The organism is Spirosoma jeollabukense (assembly GCF_054777855.1).
In genome coordinates, this window is sequence record NZ_BAAHAD010000002.1 from 672,738 (window position 1) to 692,106 (window position 19,369).

Below are 19,369 nucleotides of genomic sequence, written 5' to 3' on the forward strand. Positions count from 1 at the left end.
AATTCAACTACCAATTTCGCCATGCGCTTATTTCTTACAACTGGTTTTGTTACGTTGCTATGGCTCGGTAGTCTTACCCAGTCAGTGGGACAACGTCCCAAATCAGTTATTTATTCGGCTTCCAGCGGTTGGCAAAAGGTGGTATTTAAGCAAACAACCCGCCTGGGAAATAATCGGCCCGTTGGCATTTCGCAGGCTCCCCCCCGTCCTTCAGCAGAGTCAGCGGAACCCGTATTGCCTGAGACTGCTACAACGCCTGTTGCTTCATCGACGGTATCCGTGCCTGGTTTTCGCCCGGCTTTTACAGGTGATTTTGTTACCAATCGCAATCGTTGGAAAGCGGGTTATTTAGGTGATTATCATTACCAGATCGGCCTGGGTTCGTATAGCATCCGGAAACGGAATGTGAATACCCGACGTGTAGCGTTTAGCTCCGTGCCCTTGCCCCCAACGATTAACCTGAATAATGCGGACGTTTTTACGATTAGGGCCGATGTGTTGGCCGATTCAGGGCAGGTGCCTACCGGCGGCCTGTTGTTTGGCGTAAAAGACTCCCTTAATTTCTGCTCGTTCACGCTGAATGCCAGGGGCGAAGTGTCGATAAAACGAGAGGCCAATGGGCAAACATTTAGTGACTATATGCCGGGCGAGTTTTTTTCTCCCGGTGTGCCCGTTGAAAAAAATCGTAACCGACTCATGATCCGACGTCGGGGCGATTACCTGCATTTTTTTATAAATGATCGGGAAATACGTAGCAGCCCTTATCCCTTTCGATTTCTTTCAGGCAATGGTATCGGCCTGACAAGTTCAGGCTACTGGACGTCGTTTCAGAAACTCAGTGTAACGATTGGGCTTTAGGGCATGGGTCATGGGTCATGGGTCATGGGTCATGGGTCATGGGTCATGGGTCATAAGTCAGTAGCCGCCAACGTCAGTTACTGGCAACTACTGATTTACGGCCGCACGGGCGACCCCGTTACGACTATTTTTAATTTCTTACTTGTTCCCCCAACCGGTTGATGGTGATTAGCTGTCCGTTGATAAAAACGGCTGCAGTGTTGCCGCGGAACGGGGTTACAGCTTCAAATTCGGGTCGAATAACCCATTCATCAAATTCATTGACGTACCCCCAGCGACCGTGGCTTCGGGCGCGTCGCCATCCCTGTTCGTCGGGGCCTACTTCTACCTTGTCGTAGGGTTTGTTTCCGAAGGCTTCTACGTATTTACCCTGACGAGCATCGGTTGGATTCGCGGGTTTCGTTACGGGTTCTTCAGGTCCGAGGGGTTCTTCAGCAGGCTTGCTGGTCGTCAACTCTTTTTTTTTAACATCGGGCAACGTAGCGATTGGTTCGCTGGCGGCTTCTGTCGGTGTAGCCGTTGCTTCTGAAGTTGTTGCTACGTCTGGTGTTGGTTCGGGGTCCTGCCGACGCACGCTCGTCGTTTTCATACCCCGTTTCTTCTTCGACGATTTGGTCGGTTGTTCGGTTTTGCTTTTGGGCTCCCGTTCCGGTTCGGGCGTGTTGTTGCTTTTGATGAACCAGTAGATGGCGGCCAGCAACGCCAGGGCAAACAGGACGCCATACACGCCACTTCGGTCGGGCTTGATCACCTCCACACGAACCGTACTGAGGGGATTGTCATTCGCGTCGAAAAGTGTGTAATCCGTTGTTTTGAGCGGCTTTACCCAGCCCCGATTGCTCGGTGATAAGCCTTCGCCAAGATCGTCGATGGTGACGGCCAGCAGATTCTCTACTTCCCAGGCGAGTGTTACTGCCTGGCCTTTTTTTATGCGGGCGGGTGTCGCCGTAAACGACCGAACAATGGGCGGAGGCTCGGGCGGACTTGGTGGAACTACCGGCCGGTCGATCACGGGTGACACGGGCGTAGGTGACGAAACAGGAACTGCTCGCTCAATAACGGGTTCAACGGGTTTGGCTGGCTCCGGCGTACTAACAGCTGGCTTGGGAGGTTCGGGTTCACGCTCAATTAATTGCTCATACGTATCAACCTGATCCACAGGTTCAGATACGATTGAAGGAGCAGGTGTACTAACGGGTTCGGCCGGTTCTGGTTTCGAAGCCGCGGCTAATCGCTGCAAAACGGTGGGCACCCACTTGTTTCTGACAAAGTCGGGCGAGAGTTTCAGCGACGTAGCGGCATTGACAATCTGATTCAGATCCTGTTCGATAAACTGACTGCGTGAGGGCTGGGCCAGTCGGGCAATACGTGCCTGGATGTTCTGAAACAGCAGATTATTATTCGCTACTTCCTGGCTGATTTCGTTCGCTCGTTTCAGCGCATCGGCCAGCGGGAGCCCCGCCTGCTGGGCATCCTGAAGATAGCCATTGCTCCGCCAAACGTCGGGGCCGTCGAGAACAATAGCTTCGCGAAGGCGGTCAGTCAGTTCGGTTTCTGTCATTGAGAATGTGAGCGGGTGAGCTTGTTTACGAATAATGTGTATCGGGACGTTTTACCGTTACGACAACAAAATAACACACATCATTTACGCAAACACAGAAAATCAGTCGAACGTCACCATATTTCGTCGATAATCCACTGAAATTTTACCAAACTGCGACAGAGCCGACTGACCCAGCAGCAAAGGCGCCTTTGCATTACTGACAACATTTGCCGTCACGTTTTCGAGAACCCGGTCACCGATTTGTACCGATTTGAGCCGAATAACCGATCCAGGCGAAATATCACCCTTCGCATCCTGAAACTTCGATTGTCCAATAATGTCATTGTCGGTCAGGGCACCCTGTTTGACCATGAATTCAGCTTCGGTGGCCGATATGGAAATCAAACTGGCACCCGTGTCCAGGATGAATTTCATCGACACGCCATTAACAATAACCGGCACTTTATAGACGCCGTTTTCCTTTTCCATCGCTACTTCCGTGGGGCCACTGCCAATTTGTGTCAACGTTGGTTTTGGTACTGTAGCTGGGGGCTGACTGCCTCCATTCTTTGTGGAGTCGGTGGTGCTACGTCGAGTCCGGTGCGTTTGATGGCTACCCGAACGCGAGCAGCCAGAACAACCGGAGAGGTAGACAGAACCACCTAAAAGAAGGCATGCGATGAATAGTCTTGTCATTATTCGTAGCGAATCAGGGCTTTTTTCTTCACACGCCACACGCCATTCTCGAGCACAGCCTCACCGTCCCGGCGCATGATAATACGTGTGTGCGTGGCAAAATAACTGTTCTCACTTTCGCAGGCGGGTTCAATCATGTAATTGCGGTACGTCAGAAAACGAGCCACCCGTCCGGGTTCGGCCTCAAACCGAAAGGAAGCTACGATTGGTTGGTCGCTGCCCTGCTCTTTACGGGCAGCATCGACGCTGAAGCGGTAAGCTGATTCAGGTGATAATGTGCTGGATTTCTGCTCGTTATCGAACTGGCCACTCGGATCGGGTGGCGGGAAATAAAACACCTCCGAGCGGGGCGTATTAGCGGGCTGAACAGGCGTTGACTGGGACTGAACAGGAGCGGATACCGGCACTGCTGGCGTGTCTATAACCGGTTCGGTACGTTCAGGAGCCGCTACAGGTACAGAAGGTGTAAGGACTGGCGTTGAGCTGATTGCCTGCTGTCTTAATTGCCGAATCGCCACTAACGGATCAATATTCGTACCCAATTCCGCCCGAATGGCGTCATAGGCATTGGCTTTTTGCCGGTAATCATTCTGTGGTTGCCGGGACTCGTTGGTTGGTTTAGGTCGTTGTGCTACGTCCAGCGAATGACTTAACCGTTTATTTTCAGACAGCAATTCCTGTATTTCGGTCCGTGCTGCCCGATACACCAGGAAATAAACGGCTGCGGCACCCGCCAGCAATCCCACAAATGCGCTTACAAGTATCATCCAAAATTGTTTATCCTGTTCGTCTCTTACCTTCCGTTCTAACTGGCTGATCTGAAGGGCCACCGGCGTCACACTCGATTGCTCAGGTGCTGCCGAAGCCGAAGCGGGTTGGTCAGCAGCGGCCGCTGGTGCTGGTGCCGACGTAGCATTGGGTGGCAGCAGGGCGTCAATTTTGGCCAGCAAAATAGCCTGGACAGGCGGACTAAGCGGCTTGCCGTAGTTTTTGTCATTTTTGTACTTCGTATAGAACTGAGTGAACTGTTTCCGAATCGTTACGTTCGCGTCGGCGGGCGACATGGCTATGAAGCGGGCCGTATTTTTCAATTCACTCAGCTCCTGCATTTTGGCCCCCACCTGATCCCAGCTTCCAACGCCCCGGATCACCTGTTGCGGGTCGCAGCCATCCCCACAGGCCAGCAATTGTGCATAGATTTCCTGGGCTTTGGGCTGCTTGATTTCCGCAAATACGGCTTTTGCTACGCCTTTCGTCAACGTATCAACCGCAGCCTGATTCGCGTTTTGCGCGTACGCCAACGAAGCCGACGCGAGTAGTCCGACGAAGCTTATACACGATAGTTTTAGCATAAAATTGTCAGCTATAGGTTAAGTAGTTTAAGGCTTGATCACGTGTTGCCAGATATAGTCCGACTTGATCAAGCCTTACGTTTATGCCAATGCGTTTGCTAACTTATTTATGGCGCCAATGAGCGGATAGAAGAACAGCGTTTCCTCAATGGGAGCGCCGAGAGCATCGGTCATACCGCTGTACTCGGCTGCTACGTCGCCTTCTTTCCGCTGAATGCCATCCATAAGTGAGGTATCCAGATGTGTCCGTAATTCCTGCTGCGCTATGGCCAGCGACCGCGCCGATACGTTCAGGTTCCTGACAAAACTAAACTGCTGATTGAGTGCAAAGAAGAAATCAATGAACGCGTTGGTTTCTTTCAAGAGCGAGTCAATGACTTCCGGCTTCCGTAGGTCGGCGTAAGTGAGTTTCGGGAATTCGTCGTTGAAGGTAGCCGGATAAATGTAGCTAATCGCTTCGGTATCAACGGGGCGGCTGTTGGCAGGCTGCATCAACGCGCCTTTGCAGGTTACCTCTTTCGGTCCTTTGCGTTCGTAGAAAAGTGTCAGACCACTCGTATCATAGGTAGCAGGCTCATATACTTTTTCGAAAATCGCCCGCGCCAGTTTACCCAGCATCTGATCATCGGAGCTGATGATTGTCAGGAGCTTGGAGCCCGTACCGCTGAACGTAATGGCCCCCGGCAGGCTAATGCCTTTGTGCTTCATCAGCCGCGCGATGTGGTAGATCAGGGCCGTGTAGAACAGCACAAATACCACTTTCAGATCTTCGTCTTTGGCCAGCATCCCGTTGAACGAGAGCATGCTCTTAGCCTTCACGTCGTTACTTTTCTCGATCGAAAACCAGAAGGCCATGATGTCTTCCGAACGATTGGTTTCCAGAATACGCCGGTTGTTATCGCTTAAATTACCGAGGCTCTGGCTTGCCAGCAGGGTTTGAATTTTATCAGCGTATTTTCTGACAAAGCCGTTATGACTGGCTGCACCATACTCGCTGAACGCATCGCCGTAAATGGCGTTTCCCGCAAACCGGAATGAAGTCAGGAGCTTGGGTTCGTTCCGTTCATACACGACTACATCGGACGTACCCCCGCCAATATCGACGTTGATAACCGGCCGCGCTGATGCGCTCAGAGTGGGATTTTGCTTATAATAATAGAATGGGGCTACCGACTCCGATACCTCGCGCAGTCGGCCTGGCGCCCCGCCAATGTATCGGTCATAAAGCTCCTGCCAATCGGCACGTAGCTGGCTCACGCGACCGGGCGTCATGCTGGCCGGGAAGAACCAGTACACCGTTGTTTGGGTCAGGTTACCGCCTTCGGTGAGCACTTTATTTTTAATCAGCATCAGCAACTCTTCCAGAAAAGCCTCTACGCGCCGTTCGGTCTGATCGCTGGTTTTGGCCCATTTCAGGTTGGTTGTAATGCGGTTGGAACCCGCCGGTTGCCGCTCCACGTAAAACGGAATATTAAAGTCGGCCAGCGCCTGCGTTTGCTGATTGAAACTCAGGTTCATGGGCTCTGCAATCGCCGTGCGCGTCGGGAAGTTATCTGGCCGACCGGGACCAATTGTAGGCGGTACAAACTCCAGATCATACAGCAAAAACAACTCGAACAGCGCCGGATTGTATTGAGCCGGAGCCACCAACGTAGCGACTTGGGGTGTGAGTTCAGCTACGTCGAATGGCCGGGGTGTCTGGCCATCAACGCTGTATTCGATGTGAGTATTTGTCGTGCCAAAATCCACCGAAAACGAAAATTGCTTACTGCCGCCGTTGTATAACTGCCAGCGTGGAATCAACAGTCCATTCATGTCGCGACCATCGGCGCGGATGTGGGTTTGCAGGTAATCGAATTCCTGCCGCAATACGTAGTAAACACTCGATCCATCAGTATTCTGCTGACGAACAGTACGTTGATGTTTCGACTCGGGCTTCAGTTCGGTGTTATTCAACTGCCCGTAATACGAGAGTTCGTATTGGTTCTGACTATCGAAACCCGACTCGATCAGTTGAACCCGGTAGTCGGCAGGCACCGTAACGGCTCCCGACCGGACAAACGGATAGATGTTGACCGTGAAGGAATTTTCAATGATGATTCCTTCGTTGGTCAGCTCATTAGGGGCTGTAGATGTGCCAACGCTCGGGCTATAAAGCCGCTCGAAGGTCACGAACTGGTTGCCGGGTTGATTAGGCGCCGTAACCGGAATGTCGAGCGATACGTTGATACCGCCACCTTGCGGTGTCATTTTTAGCCGAACGCGCCCATTCAGTAAATCCTCTACATCGAAAAAGTCGAAGAAATCCTTTTTCAGCGGTAATAGAAATCCTTTGTCGGTGGCCGACGTTTGCAGGTTTCCGTCGAAGAACCGGCCCCGATCGGTTGGGAACGGCAGCCGGATCAGATAGGGTTCCAGTAAATCGCTGACCGTTAACCAGGGGTAATTTCCCGGCTGGCCCGGCAACGGGCGCTGATTCTCCCGCCATGACTCACGGGCAAAATAGGGAATAGGCGTATTGGAATTCCACTGCGCCTGTGGTACGTAGGTAAACTGCCGGAAAAAGCGATTTTGTAACGCCATCGGGCGCGGCTGGCCAGGATTCAGCCGGGCATATTTGTCGGATTTAATGATGAAATCGCTGACCTGATCAATAGCCCGCACATCCGATTTTTTCTTGCGGAGGGGGAAGCCCAGCACTTCAACGATATCGCCTGGTCCGGTTGTCAATTCATCAAAATCCTGGTCGAATTTTTCGCGCGTCAGCAACGGCTGGCCGTTGGGCGACTCGATATGTTCATAGAACAGGGTAGGATTTTGCTGTTGCAGCAACGCACGACTGCGGTTCAGGTAATCATCCACCTCCCGGAATCGGTCGCGGAAGTTGGGCATAAATAGCTTGATGGCGTACCAGAATTTCTGGTATTCAATATCGCGCTGGTGCAGTGGACATACCGAATGATCGAATAAACGGTCGTTTCCCATCGACACATCGACCCAACTCAGGTCATTGCCTGAACTGAAAAACAAGGTCTTGGGCGACGTACCCCCCACAACCCGGCCCCGATAGCTGAGGACAAACAAACGATTTATGGCGTTGAAATTATATTCAGCGGCATCCTGATCCAGAAACAGTTTCAACGCATCGCCAAGCCGTTTGTGCCCCTGACTGCTCGACTGCCGTAGCCGTTCGAGATCCGTGCGAATGTCGAATGGAGTAATGGTAACGTAGGTCTTGAGCTTGTCGTAGTTAAAAAAAAGTTCGCCCACATCGAGCGCGTCTGAAACTACGCGTTGGTCGTTCATAGTACCGCTGAGGTCGGGTTTGAGCGCCAGATTCAGGAAAGCGGAACGTACCAGATCCATCCGCGCGAAAGGGCTTGGAATAGAAGTTGCCTGCTTAACGGTCTGGCCACCCTGTGGGTCACGGATGGCTGCAATCTGGTCAGTACCAAGTGGTTTACTAACGTACCAGTGTAGACCGGGCGTAGGATTATGTAAGCTGAATGTTGTTGGCATATTTTTTATCAGTTTACCGTTTTCGGTTTACCGTTTTCAGTTGGCTGACGCGTAAGCACTTCTTGCGTCAGCCAACTGAAAACGGTAAACCGAAAACGGTAAACTTTTTTAGTAGTCAAGCACTTTTGGGAGACGATCACGAACGAACTGTTCGGTACCTTCCGAAAATAGCTGTATGAATTTATCTGATTCGCTGCCGTAGGCTTTTCCTTCAGCAGTCTTGTTAAGCGTTTGATCAAGGTCGTCGACGATGTCTAATTTTACATCGGACTCACCACCAAAGATGCCTTTCTTTTTTGGCTCGAAACCGCGGACCGTGTGGCCGAGATTAGCCGCATCGAGCAGGAAAGGCTCGAAGGAACGTTTGTTGCCGCGCATCTCGGAAAGCCACTGCCGGAACCCCGCATCAAAATTTTTGACGCTGTTAAAGAAACCCGAATTCAGGAAGGAGGTCGAAATTTGAGGATTGGCTTTAGACCATTGCACCGTGCCTGCCGCCTGACGAATCCGCTGGCTGAGGTACGTACTGAACAGCGCCATTTTGGACAGGGGCAGACTAATGATCTGCTTAGTTGCACCGGCCAGATTGCCCAACTGAATGCTGATGCCATCCTGCTCAATACCAAATTCCTTATAAACCGGGTTCGTGGGTCGGCCATTGGCAACGGCCAGACTGGCGTCATCCGTGTTCATGAAATCCACGATGGCTAAAGCCGAAGCCATCTCAACAAAGTGCGCTTCGTTTTTCTGACCACCCGCGCCGGGGTCGTAGGTATAGGCTTTCGTCTGGTCGTCACCGATGTAATAGAGCGCGTTGACTGCTGGATTAACCCCTTTCTGGTAATAGTTGAGGGCGGCTTTCGTTTTGGCGATAAACGAGGCCGGGTCAATCAGTTTGTTATCGCTGGTGGTCAGGCTGAAATAGGGCATAACTGTAACCGCGCCGATTTTGGCGTTGGTCAGAAACGCCGGATTTGGAATCTGACCGATGGCCTGCGCTCCCCGGATGTTCTTAAGCAGAATGGGAAAACCAGCCGCACCTGTGCCGCCAAAAATAGAACTGACGATAAAAATCCGGTCGTTAGCTCCGAAGTTTTCGGCAAAGGCCTGGAACACATCCGAATAGCGAAACTGGTTGAGCACCGTACTGCCAATGTTCGGATTCCCGACAAAGCCAATGTCCATTTTGGTCTCCAGATTTTCTTCCGAAAACAGCAGACTGGCAAAGGCTTTGCTGGGGCCATCCAGCCCTTCATAATTAATGTAATCCCGAAATTTTTCCTGTTGAACGCCCTGTAGCTCAAAAACATACGTATCGGCGATAGTAGCATTGCCACCAATGGACCGGTTAAGGGTTTTGATCTCAGTTCCGAAAAAACCCGATGTTGGTTTGGTTTGCAGCCCCGCCCGGATGTTGCCATACTCACGTAGCAGATCTTTGGTTCGGAGGAGGTCGTCGTTGGTAGCGTGAGGGTCCAGGATAATGGGAATCACCTCATCCGTATTGTTCATTTTAACGCCCGACGCCAGCAAAAAAGTCAGGGCTTTCAGCACCCGTGAGCCGGTTCCGCCAATGGCGAAGACAAATAATTTAGCCATAAATATATAGTTTGCTGTTTACGGTTTTCAGTTGCGGTTCCCCGCCGGGACTGGCGCATAAATAGGTGTTGCGCCAGTCCCGGCGGGGAACCGCAACTGAAAACCGTAGACTACTTTGATGGCCAGAGCATAGGCCGGTGTTTTGCGTTTTTACTGAAATTCTTCATAATCATCGAGATGATAAAGAAAATGAGGGCTGTTAGCAGTGCCATCTCGAACGCGTAACTTAAAAATACGCTGATACCCTGATCGAAGAGGGTACCCTGGTTGGTATCTGCTTCGTCGCGGGGAATATCCTGATTAGCTTTCTGGTAGCAGGTTACCAACGTAATGATGAATAATAGTAGCGAACTGACGGCCGTCATCAGGAGCCAATGACTCATACCGCTGAAACTTACTTTGTTAAACGGCCAGATGTAGAAAGCAATGGCTACCACGAAGGCAATGCCGATGGCCGTCCAGGTCATGGGTGACAGCAGTTCTTCCTGATACAAATCTTCGAGCAGGCTGCCGTTGACAAACAGGTTGTAAAAATTATAAAGTGACTCTTCCATGTTTGGAGTTTTGGTGGTTTATAGTTTACGGTTTCTGGTTTACGGTTGCCTGGTACGCAAGCTTCCTTGTGAAGGAACGCCGTAAACCGAATACATTAAACCATTAGTTCAATGTAATAGTCAACGTGAAATACTCGGTTTGGTTATTGGGATTGTACGCTCGTTCGACGCCCTGCAATAGATTTTGTAACCCAAACGTCGAATTGGCGTCGGGCGAGGCATCGTTGGTCGTGTTGGTGTTGGCAATCCAGCGGGGCGGAAATTGCCGACGCAACCGAATGGTGGCCGTCCGTTCGCCACGGGCTGGCTTGGACGTACTCAGCAGGAGTTTGTGCGTGGTGCCGTTTGCTCCGGAATAGGTTTGTACCGACGAAACCTTAAAATTATCTTTCCCTTCCACTACGTATTGACTCGCATCGGTTAGCAAACTTGCTGGCAACCGAAGGGCCGACAAATCGACCGCCACGGGAATGGTTAGGGTTTTGTCCGTAACATCGGCTTCTACGTTATCGAGCGTGTGAATAGCCTTGGCATGACTGCGCACTTCTTCGTCGGAGCGTTTGAAACGCCCTTTTTTAGCCGGGTCATTCACCAGGATCGAATAAAAAGGCGTTGTCGTTTTGGCGTCGCGACCAAAGAACCACGAATCAGCATAGCCCGGCAATTGATCAAAACGACGAATTGTCTGGTAGGTTTGATCCTGATAGAGTTTTTGCATCGTTTCGTTCCGTCCGATCAGGCAGAGATAATACGGACGCTCGCCCGCGTATTTTCTCTTGGCGTTGTTCCAACTGTAATACGTGCCGTCGAAGTCAGATTTTAGCTTTATAACCAGCATCGAGTGTGTACTGGCATAGGGGTTAAAAACCGTCGTGAGCAGCGAACTGGCCGCGTCGAGCGTTTTCTGGGCACTCATGCCAGCCAGGCTGGGGTCGGAGTAGATCAGATCGGATACCAGCACACTGATGTCGTCACCGGATGTGTTACGTAGTATCTCGCTGAAAATTCCTTCGAAGTTGGTACTGGTCGTCTTTCCTTTGGTTTTGGCGACGGTGAAAATGTCTTTCTCCTTAAAAAATTGTGAGAGCGACAGACCCAGATCGTTGACTTCGGTATTCACCACAAATAATTTACCCTGACCGGGATTGATGCCGTCGAATTCCGTCAGTACGTCGTTGAGCGTCCGTTTGAAGGCGCCGTTGCCGCTGGGCGCGTCGTAAGGAAACATACTGGCACTGGCTTCCAGGTAAAGTTTCAGCCGCAAGGGTTTCGCCGAAGCCACCGTGCCCGATAAAGAAACCGTGGGCGTTTTGCCTTCCTTCGCCAGTTTTCGATACGTTCGGTTGCGCTTAATGTAGGCAAGCAGGGCTGACTCATCAATTTTGCCATCGGGCGTTAAAATGGCGGCTGTTTTTTTGTCCTTACCGAGTTCTTTGCTGTCCTGACCAACAAATACCCGAAGAGCATCGGCTTCCGTGACATCAATAGCATTATCGTTGCTTAACGCGTCGCTGATTTGATCGTCTAGTTTATCGACTGAGCTAGAGCAGCCAGCCAACGCAGCAAGGAGCAACAACGAACAAAAACGGGGGTGGATCATGAATGTGTTTTTGGCGATTTTGGGAGCAACAGGAGGGTGGCCAAATTGCTAAACCTTTAAAATTTCTTAAATTACTATAGAACGTAACGAAGCAGCCAGCCATTTTATGTCAATCGGTACGGTTTAACGATGAACGGACGTTTACCTTTGTAGTGTGATTACTTCAAACATGACGCTTCGCCACCTCGTAGTAGGCTTCTTACTGGTTCTTCCCATTCTTCTTCAGAACTGCGCTCAGGTGGCTCAACCACCGGGTGGTAAAAAAGATACACTGGCTCCGAAATTGGTAAGCAGTATGCCTGCCGCCCGTGAGCGAAATTATACTGGCAAGTCGGTTGAACTGGAATTTGATGAATATGTCAACAGCGAAAACCTCCAGCAGAAAATAACCATTACGCCCCAGGACAGTAACACCTACGTAGTGAAATCGCTGCCGTTGGGCGTCCGGCTGAATTTCAACAAACCGTTCCAGCCAAACACAACCTATACCATTGATTTTGCCGATGGAATCAAAGACATCACCGAACGAAATATTGCCAAAAATACCAAAGTTGTTTTTAGTACCGGGCCAACTATTGACTCGCTTTATCTGACGGGAAACATAGTTGATGATGAAAGTCGACTGCCGATTTTAGGGTTTGTGGTTGGCCTGTTTGCCTCGACCGATACGTTGCCGATCAATCGAAAACGCCCTCAGTATTTCGCCCGCACGGATAGCAGCGGCAATTTTCGTATCGAAAACGTGAAGGCTGGGCCGTATAAAGTTTATGGCTTCGATGATAAAGATTTGAACCTGGTGAACAACACCCCCGGCGAACGAGTGGCCTTTCGGGACAGCGTACTCAACCTGAACCGCAATTATACGGACGTAAATCTGGTCGCTTTTCGGGGATATGGAAAACCACGGATCAGCCGACGCGAACGTACCGACGAAACACTTGGGCTGGAACTCAGCAGCGGCATCGCCAGCTACACGGTTAAGTATGGTAAAGCTGCGTATACAGCAACGGCCTCCACCACAGCCACCTCCACGATAGCAACGTCTACGTCAACTGCATCTACGTCGGCTGTGTCTACAACAGCCGCATCCACGTCGGCCGTCTCCACAACAACGGCACCAGCTACAACGCCTACCACATCGGCCACGTCGTCTGCCTCCGCGAATGATACGTTGATTTCTTTTCTGGAAAATCCCAAAATGATACGGCTGTACCGACCGGCCAACCGGGCTGCGGGCGATACACTTTATACGGTCATAACGGCCATCGATTCGGTGGGTAATAGTACGGAACTGAGGGAGCGTATTTATTTTTCGCCCCTGAAAACGAGAGCTAAAAACCGCACATCGCTAACGTTTCAACTCACCCCCCCATCAAACGAACCGATTGATAATAACCTTGAATTTACGCTGGTCTTCAATAAGCCTGTCTTCCAGTGGAGCACAGACCTCATCGTTATTGGACCCGACAGCACGAAGCCGTTCAAGCTCACGCCGGAGAGCCTGATTTGGAGTAATAATTTTAGCCGTCTGGTGATAAAGCAGAAAACAAATCTGAAGGATACGCTGCTCTTTCGGCTGCAAAAGGGAGCTTTCATCAGTGTTCAGGGCGATACGGTGGCGCGCTATTCTACCCGATACCTCATTGCCGAAGAAGATAGTTACGGCCTGATTGCGGGCCATATCAATCCGACCACCGTTGGCTCGGCGGGGAAAAACTTTATCGTAGAACTGCTGGATGAAAAATATAAAGTTATTCGATCGTCGTATGGTACGTTAAACTACAGCTTCGGGCGACTCAAGCCGGGGCAGTACCGCGTCCGACTCATTATTGACGCCAACGCCAACCGAAAGCGCGACATTGGCAACGTGCAGAAAGGCATCCAGCCCGAACGGATGATTTATAGCCCCGGCATGGAGGAGGGCGGTATTATTCGGGTGAAGCAGAATTTTGAGCTGACCGATATTGATTTCTGATACGGGCAGCGCATCTGCGTTGCCTCACTACCGTAGCGTCGATGCTATTGCCTGTGCGTCACTACCAAGTAAAAAATTATCTGTTAAGGAATATTCTATACCGGTCACAACCTGGACGTTGAAGCTTATGTGGGCGTATGGAATGACTACTTATTCGTGGCAAAATTTATCGCACTTTTGTCCCAAACGGCTGCGTTGGCAAGGCTTTCGATAACGTCTTCAGGATGGTTGACAAACGACCACATCGCTAAATGATTCTCATGCATGAAATTTTCACTGACGCACTTTTCAAGCATAGCCCGCAGTGGGTCATAAAATCCGTTGGTATTTAAAATGACAATTGGTTTTGTGAATTGACCGAGCCGTTTGAGAGTTATGGCTTCCAATAGCTCCTCAAGTGTCCCGCTTCCTCCTGGCAACGTCACCAGCCCGTCAATATCCTCTAAAAATTTTGCTTTTCTTTCGTGCATTGTATCGGTAAACTCGAAGTCTATGACTTTTTTGTGCGCCCATTCCACTTCATTCATAAACTTGGGCATGATCCCTTTTATCTTCCCGCCTTTTTCAATGATCGTGTCTGCAAGTTTGCCCATCAGGCCAATGGCTCCACCTCCATAAACTACTTCAATGCCAGCCTTTACAAACTCAACAGCTAATCTTTCTGTCGCATCAAAATAGGTTTTATCCACCTTGGCGCTCGATGCGCAGTAAACACAAATTTTCATATCTCTATCTATATTATTTCGGTCATGGATGACGCTTGGGACGTTACTTCAGTCGATAGGAAATCTGGTTGGGCTTAGGTTTTCCTATCAATTTGGATCGTCGACGCAACGTATCACACGAAGCAAATGTATAGTTTACTAGGGCTTATTTACAAAATAGTCAGCTATCAACAAATAACTGCCTGACTATTAAGGGATTGGTATTTTTAGCTTGTTCTTTTTTAAAGAATGATTTAATAGCTGATTGAAAATATGAGGTTGAGCCAGCTAATTCATAACGTGATTAGCTACCTGGAAACGTATCCCGCTGCTACTAATATTGATTTGATCCCGGCAATACGTAGTGCGAAACCAACCGATTATTTTCTCCAATCTAAACAGTAGCCAACCAGAGCGGTGGATTGTCACTGATAATTTGCCCAATGCCCGTACCTTTGTGGCGGATCGCCGAAGCGACCAAAACCACCGGTATCATGTACGTAAAGCCTAAAAAAGAACTCGGTCAACATTTTCTGAAAGACCTTAGTATTGCTCAACGAATTGCCGAACTCCTGACCGGACATGGATCGTATAAAGAAGTACTCGAAATCGGGCCAGGAACGGGTGTTCTGACTCAATACTTACTTCAGGATAGCCGGTTCGATACGTATGTGATTGAGATTGACCGCGAGTCGGTGGAGTATCTGAAGCAGCATTTTCCGGCGCTGGAGGGACGTATTCTCTCCGCCGATTTTCTGAATATCCGCCCGGATTATTTGCCAACCAAAAAAGCTGACAGCACCGAGCCATTTGCCGTGATCGGTAATTTTCCCTACAACATTTCGACTCAGATACTCTTCAAGGTACTGGACATGCGCGACCGGGTACCCGAAATTGTGGGGATGTTTCAGCGCGAAGTGGCCCAGCGGGTAGCCTCTGGACCGGGAAATAAAGACTATGGTATTCTGAGTGTGCTGTTGCAGGCCTGGTACGATATAAAATATGAGTTCACCGTTGATCCTGAGGTTTTTAACCCCCCACCAAAGGTTTTTTCGGGCGTGATTTCCCTTCGACGCAACAACGTAACCGACCTCGGTTGCGATTTTAGAAAATTTACACAAGTGGTTAAACATGGTTTCAGCCAACGCCGAAAAACCCTACGTAATGCGCTTAAGCCACTCAATCCATCCGACGAAGCGCTCGCTAGTCCCTTCATGGATAAACGTGCCGAGCAGTTAAGTGTGGCAGAGTTCGTTGCGCTAACGATATTAATGAAGAGTGAAGAATGAAAAGTGAAGAATAGACATTACTCTTCACTTTTCATTCTTCACTCTTCACTTACCTTATGACGTTCGAACTCACTAAAGACTATCTTGACCATATTCAGGCGACCATCGACGCGGGTGACGATACGTTGCTACGTGCTGAGATGGATGAGTTATTTCCGGCTGATATTTCCGGGATTCTGGATGAGCTGGAGCCAGAAGCAGCACATTACCTGCTGAGTTTGCTGGACAAATCGGTGGGTGCCGAAATCCTGGCGAACCTCGACCCAGTTGAACGAACGAATCTATTGAAGCTGTTTTCGTCGGCCGAGATTGCTCCGTTCATCAACCAGATGGATTCTGATGACGCGGTGGACGTACTGAATCAGCAACCCATTCAGGTGCGCGAAGAAGTGATTGGGCTGCTCGAAGATCGCGAACAGGCTCGCTTCATTCTGGATTTACTACATTACGAGGACGGCGTGGCGGGTAGTCTGATGCAGAAAGAGTTGATTCGGATCAACGTCAATCTGACCGTCAATGCCTGCATTGAAGAAATCCGTCAGCAAGCCGAAGATGTCGAAAATGTATATGCCGTTTACGTTGTAGACGATCTGGGCAAATTGCTTGGGCTGGTATCTCTGAAGAAAATTGTGCTGGCCCGCAAGAATGCCAAGATCGCTGATATCTACGATGATGACGTAGTGTTTGTGGAAACGTATCGGCCTGTGGCCGAGGTGGCCGAGGTAATGCAGAAATATGACCTGGATGCTATTCCGGTCGTGAACGTTCAACAGCGATTACTGGGGCGAATCACAATTGATGACGTAGTGGACGTGATTACCGAACAGGCCGAAGAAGACATTCAGGTTATTTCGGGTTTATCGGGCGAGGTAGAAGAAGATGATAGCGTCTGGCAACGCTCGAAAGTGCAATTGCCCTGGCTGGTAGCCGGAGCGGTTGGGAGTTTACTGGCGGCCACGGTCATCAACGGATTTCAGAGTGAGCTGGGCAAAATTGCTGCACTGGCCGCTTTCATCCCCATTATTGGGTCAACAGGCGGCAACGTCGGTATCCAAACGTCATCACTGATTCTGCAAAGTCTGGCCGATACGTCGGGCCTGAGTACTACGTTGGGCCGACGGCTGGTCCGTACGTTGATGGTCGCTCTCTTAAATGGATTGGTGGTAGGTTTAATTGCCGGAACATACACGTTCCTGATTGGCGAACCAAGGCTGTTTTTCGTTGTAGCCACATCCTTGCTGGCAGTGGTGTTGCTGGCGTCGTTTATGGGTACCGTAACCCCCTTGCTTCTGAATCGAATTGGCATCAACCCGGCTGTGGCTTCGGGGCCGTTTATCACAACAGCCAACGACCTGATTGGTATTGGTGTCTATTTCCTAATCGCTCAGTGGTTATTGGCAGAGGTTTGATTATCTTGCCTTCATGACCATTCGCTTCGCTAAACTCGCCGACGCCCGGGCCATCCTGGCTATTTATGCTCCCTACGTCACGAACTCATCCATTACGTTCGAGTATACCGTGCCGACAGTAAGTGAATTTTCGGAACGTATCCAGATTATTCAGCAGCAGTTTCCTTTTTTGGTCGCTGAGGAAGATGGGCAGCTACTAGGTTACGCTTACGCGTCGCGACACCGGGACCGCATTGCCTATCAGTGGGCTGTTGAAACGTCGGTGTATATTCATCCAGATGGGCAACGAAAAGGCCTGGGTAGAGCGCTTTATACAAAATTATTTGAGCTGCTACGTCGGCAGGGCTACTATACGGCTTGTGCGGGTATTACGAAACCGAATCCCCAAAGTGAGGCTTTCCATCGGTCAATGGGCTTTGAATCCATCGGTTTTTATACCAACGTTGGCTACAAAATGGGGGCGTGGCACAGTGTTGAGTGGTTTCAGCTAGCCCTGCAACCTCACGAGTCGAATCCAGCCAAGCCCATTCCAATAACTCGACTTATGTAAGCTTACCATCTTCTGAATCAACTACTTCCTCTTCGAACTATATGACTGTCTCCTTTCTGCAAAAACGCTACGTCCGGGCCATTTCTTTGCTGCTCATTGGCTTTTTATTTCTTTCTAGCGGGGCATGGGCGCAATCCATCAATCAGGTTTCTGTCGACAGTATTGATGCCATTCTCGGTAGGCACATGAGCGGCAAGCATATTCCTGGGGCCTCCGTTGCGGTGATGCATCAAGGGAAAGTCTTGTTGGCCAAAGGCTACGGAATGGCAAATTTAGAAGTGAGTGCCCCCGCTACCGACAAGAGCGTTTATGCAATTGGATCCGTAAGCAAGCAACTTATTGCGACGGGTATTCTGATACTGGCGCAGGAGGGAAAACTGAAACTCAGTGATGATATACATGTCTATTATCCGCAGGCTCCCCAAACCTGGCAGGGGATTACGTTACGGCATTTATTATCGCATACGTCCGGCATTATTCGGGAAGCACCCGCGTTTGACCCTGCCAAAATTCAGCCAGACTCGATCGTCGTTCAATCGGCGTTTCCTTTACCCTTGCAATTTCCGATTGGTACCAAGTGGCAATATTGCAACGTCGGGTATTTTGCGCTGGCCGACATTATCCGCAAAGTGTCGGGTCAGCCCTGGTCTGCTTTTCTGAAACAACGGGTTTTTACTCCGCTGAATATGACCACTACCCGAACCACCACGCTGACTGAAGTTATCCCGAATCGGGTGGATGGGTACGAATGGGAAGAAACCCACTACCATCGGGCGCAGGGGTACCTGGCACTACGTCCAAGTGGTGCTTTTCTGTCAACCGTGCTGGATTTAGCGAAATGGGACGCTTCTTTATACACCGATAAAATTCTTACGCAGGCAAGTCGCACCGAGATGTGGACGCCCATTGACCTGAAGGACGGCACGAAGTATCCCTATGGCTTAGGCTGGACGGTTGATACGTTACAGAGTTATCGACGAGTACATCACGGGGGCTCACTGCCCGGCTTCCGCTCCGAATATGCCCGTTTTTCTGAATCGGGTCTTTCCGTCATTGTCCTGACAAACGCAGAAAGTGCACAACCAGCAACAATCGCTCAGGATATAGCACTGCTTTATTTGCGTCCAGCCACGGGGAAGGTTGTTACCAAAAAATAGGAACGGATACTTGGGTTTTTGTTATCTTGCCGACCTTGCTGCCGCTTTCGGCGCAGGGCTATTTTATTTCGAGTATGATTGCCGTTATTCAGCGCGTTTCCCACGCTTCCGTTACCATTGATAATCAGGTGAAGGGTCAGATTGACACGGGTTTTTTGATTCTGCTTGGTATTACACACACCGACACCCAGGAGGATGTTGACTGGCTCAGCAAGAAAATTGTCGGCATGCGGATTTTCAGTGATGCCGATGGGAAAATGAACCTCGATTTAGCGGCCGTTGGTGGCAGCATCCTGCTCATTAGCCAGTTCACACTGCACGCCAATACCAAAAAAGGGAACCGGCCCAGTTTTATCGAAGCCGCCCGGCCCGACGTAGCAATTCCACTTTACGAAGCCATGATTGCCCAACTAGCAACGGAGTTGGGAAAACCCATTCAGACCGGAGAATTTGGGGCCGATATGAAGGTTATGTTACTGAATGACGGCCCGGTAACCATATTAATTGACTCAAAAAACCGGATTTAGTACAATAGATTACTGATTTATTGTTGCTATCCGTTAC

Annotated in this window: 15 protein-coding genes; 7 read left to right on the forward strand and 8 right to left on the reverse strand. The window is 50.1% G+C overall.

Annotation, left to right across the window (positions count from 1 at the left end; genetic code table 11):
• Positions 1-21: 21 nt before the first annotated feature.
• Positions 22-858, forward strand: a complete 837-nt coding sequence (locus ACYVEA_RS11205; RefSeq protein WP_461113511.1) for a hypothetical protein — start codon at positions 22-24, stop codon at positions 856-858.
• Positions 859-988: 130 nt separating this feature from the next.
• On the opposite strand, the gene ACYVEA_RS11210 is transcribed toward ACYVEA_RS11205, so the two are convergent.
• From ACYVEA_RS11210 to ACYVEA_RS11240, 7 genes are all read right to left on the reverse strand, one after another.
• Complete coding sequence (locus ACYVEA_RS11210) at positions 989-2,419, reverse strand: WG repeat-containing protein (protein WP_461113512.1); 1,431 nt, start codon at positions 2,417-2,419, stop codon at positions 989-991.
• 102 nt (positions 2,420-2,521) lie between these two features.
• Entirely contained in the window at positions 2,522-3,097 is a 576-nt protein-coding gene (locus tag ACYVEA_RS11215) for a retropepsin-like aspartic protease family protein (RefSeq protein WP_461113513.1), read from the reverse strand.
• Positions 3,097-4,449, reverse strand: a complete 1,353-nt coding sequence (locus ACYVEA_RS11220; protein ID WP_461113514.1) for a hypothetical protein — start codon at positions 4,447-4,449, stop codon at positions 3,097-3,099. The genes ACYVEA_RS11215 and ACYVEA_RS11220 overlap by 1 nt, the downstream gene beginning before the upstream one ends.
• An 81-nt stretch (positions 4,450-4,530) precedes the next feature.
• Positions 4,531-7,968, reverse strand: coding sequence for a hypothetical protein (locus ACYVEA_RS11225; RefSeq protein ID WP_461113515.1), 3,438 nt, complete (start codon positions 7,966-7,968; stop codon positions 4,531-4,533).
• 108 nt (positions 7,969-8,076) lie between these two features.
• A complete protein-coding gene (locus tag ACYVEA_RS11230) occupies positions 8,077-9,567 on the reverse strand; it encodes a hypothetical protein (RefSeq protein ID WP_461113516.1) in 1,491 nt (496 codons plus the stop codon).
• A gap of 110 nt (positions 9,568-9,677) precedes the next feature.
• Positions 9,678-10,121, reverse strand: coding sequence for a hypothetical protein (locus tag ACYVEA_RS11235; RefSeq protein WP_461113517.1), 444 nt, complete (start codon positions 10,119-10,121; stop codon positions 9,678-9,680).
• Between the two features lie 103 nt (positions 10,122-10,224).
• Positions 10,225-11,721, reverse strand: coding sequence for a hypothetical protein (locus ACYVEA_RS11240; protein ID WP_461113518.1), 1,497 nt, complete (start codon positions 11,719-11,721; stop codon positions 10,225-10,227).
• Positions 11,722-11,890: 169 nt separating this feature from the next.
• Here ACYVEA_RS11240 and ACYVEA_RS11245 point away from each other — a divergent pair, with 169 nt between their 5' ends.
• Entirely contained in the window at positions 11,891-13,696 is a 1,806-nt protein-coding gene (locus tag ACYVEA_RS11245) for an Ig-like domain-containing domain (RefSeq protein WP_461113519.1), read from the forward strand.
• A 146-nt stretch (positions 13,697-13,842) separates the two neighbouring features.
• Here the strand turns inward: ACYVEA_RS11245 and ACYVEA_RS11250 are convergent, their stop codons facing one another.
• Positions 13,843-14,421: an LOG family protein gene (locus ACYVEA_RS11250; protein ID WP_461113520.1), complete on the reverse strand. Its 579-nt coding sequence runs from the start codon at positions 14,419-14,421 to the stop codon at positions 13,843-13,845.
• Positions 14,422-14,894: 473 nt separating this feature from the next.
• Here ACYVEA_RS11250 and rsmA point away from each other — a divergent pair, with 473 nt between their 5' ends.
• From rsmA to dtd, 5 genes are all read left to right on the forward strand, one after another.
• Positions 14,895-15,689 (forward strand): 16S rRNA (adenine(1518)-N(6)/adenine(1519)-N(6))-dimethyltransferase RsmA, encoded by a 795-nt coding sequence (gene rsmA, locus ACYVEA_RS11255; protein WP_461114072.1) that lies wholly within the window; start codon positions 14,895-14,897, stop codon positions 15,687-15,689.
• A 56-nt stretch (positions 15,690-15,745) separates the two neighbouring features.
• The gene (gene mgtE / locus ACYVEA_RS11260) at positions 15,746-17,098 is read left to right on the forward strand and encodes a magnesium transporter (RefSeq protein WP_461113521.1); all 1,353 of its coding nucleotides are present in this window, start codon (positions 15,746-15,748) and stop codon (positions 17,096-17,098) included.
• 13 nt (positions 17,099-17,111) lie between these two features.
• Complete coding sequence (locus ACYVEA_RS11265) at positions 17,112-17,648, forward strand: GNAT family N-acetyltransferase (RefSeq protein ID WP_461113522.1); 537 nt, start codon at positions 17,112-17,114, stop codon at positions 17,646-17,648.
• Positions 17,649-17,689: 41 nt separating this feature from the next.
• Positions 17,690-18,805, forward strand: coding sequence for a serine hydrolase domain-containing protein (locus ACYVEA_RS11270; RefSeq protein WP_461113523.1), 1,116 nt, complete (start codon positions 17,690-17,692; stop codon positions 18,803-18,805).
• 74 nt (positions 18,806-18,879) lie between these two features.
• Positions 18,880-19,332 carry a D-aminoacyl-tRNA deacylase gene (dtd, locus tag ACYVEA_RS11275; RefSeq protein WP_461114073.1) on the forward strand — a complete coding sequence of 151 codons (453 nt, stop codon included), beginning with the start codon at positions 18,880-18,882 and terminating at the stop codon, positions 19,330-19,332.
• Positions 19,333-19,369 lie beyond the last annotated feature (37 nt).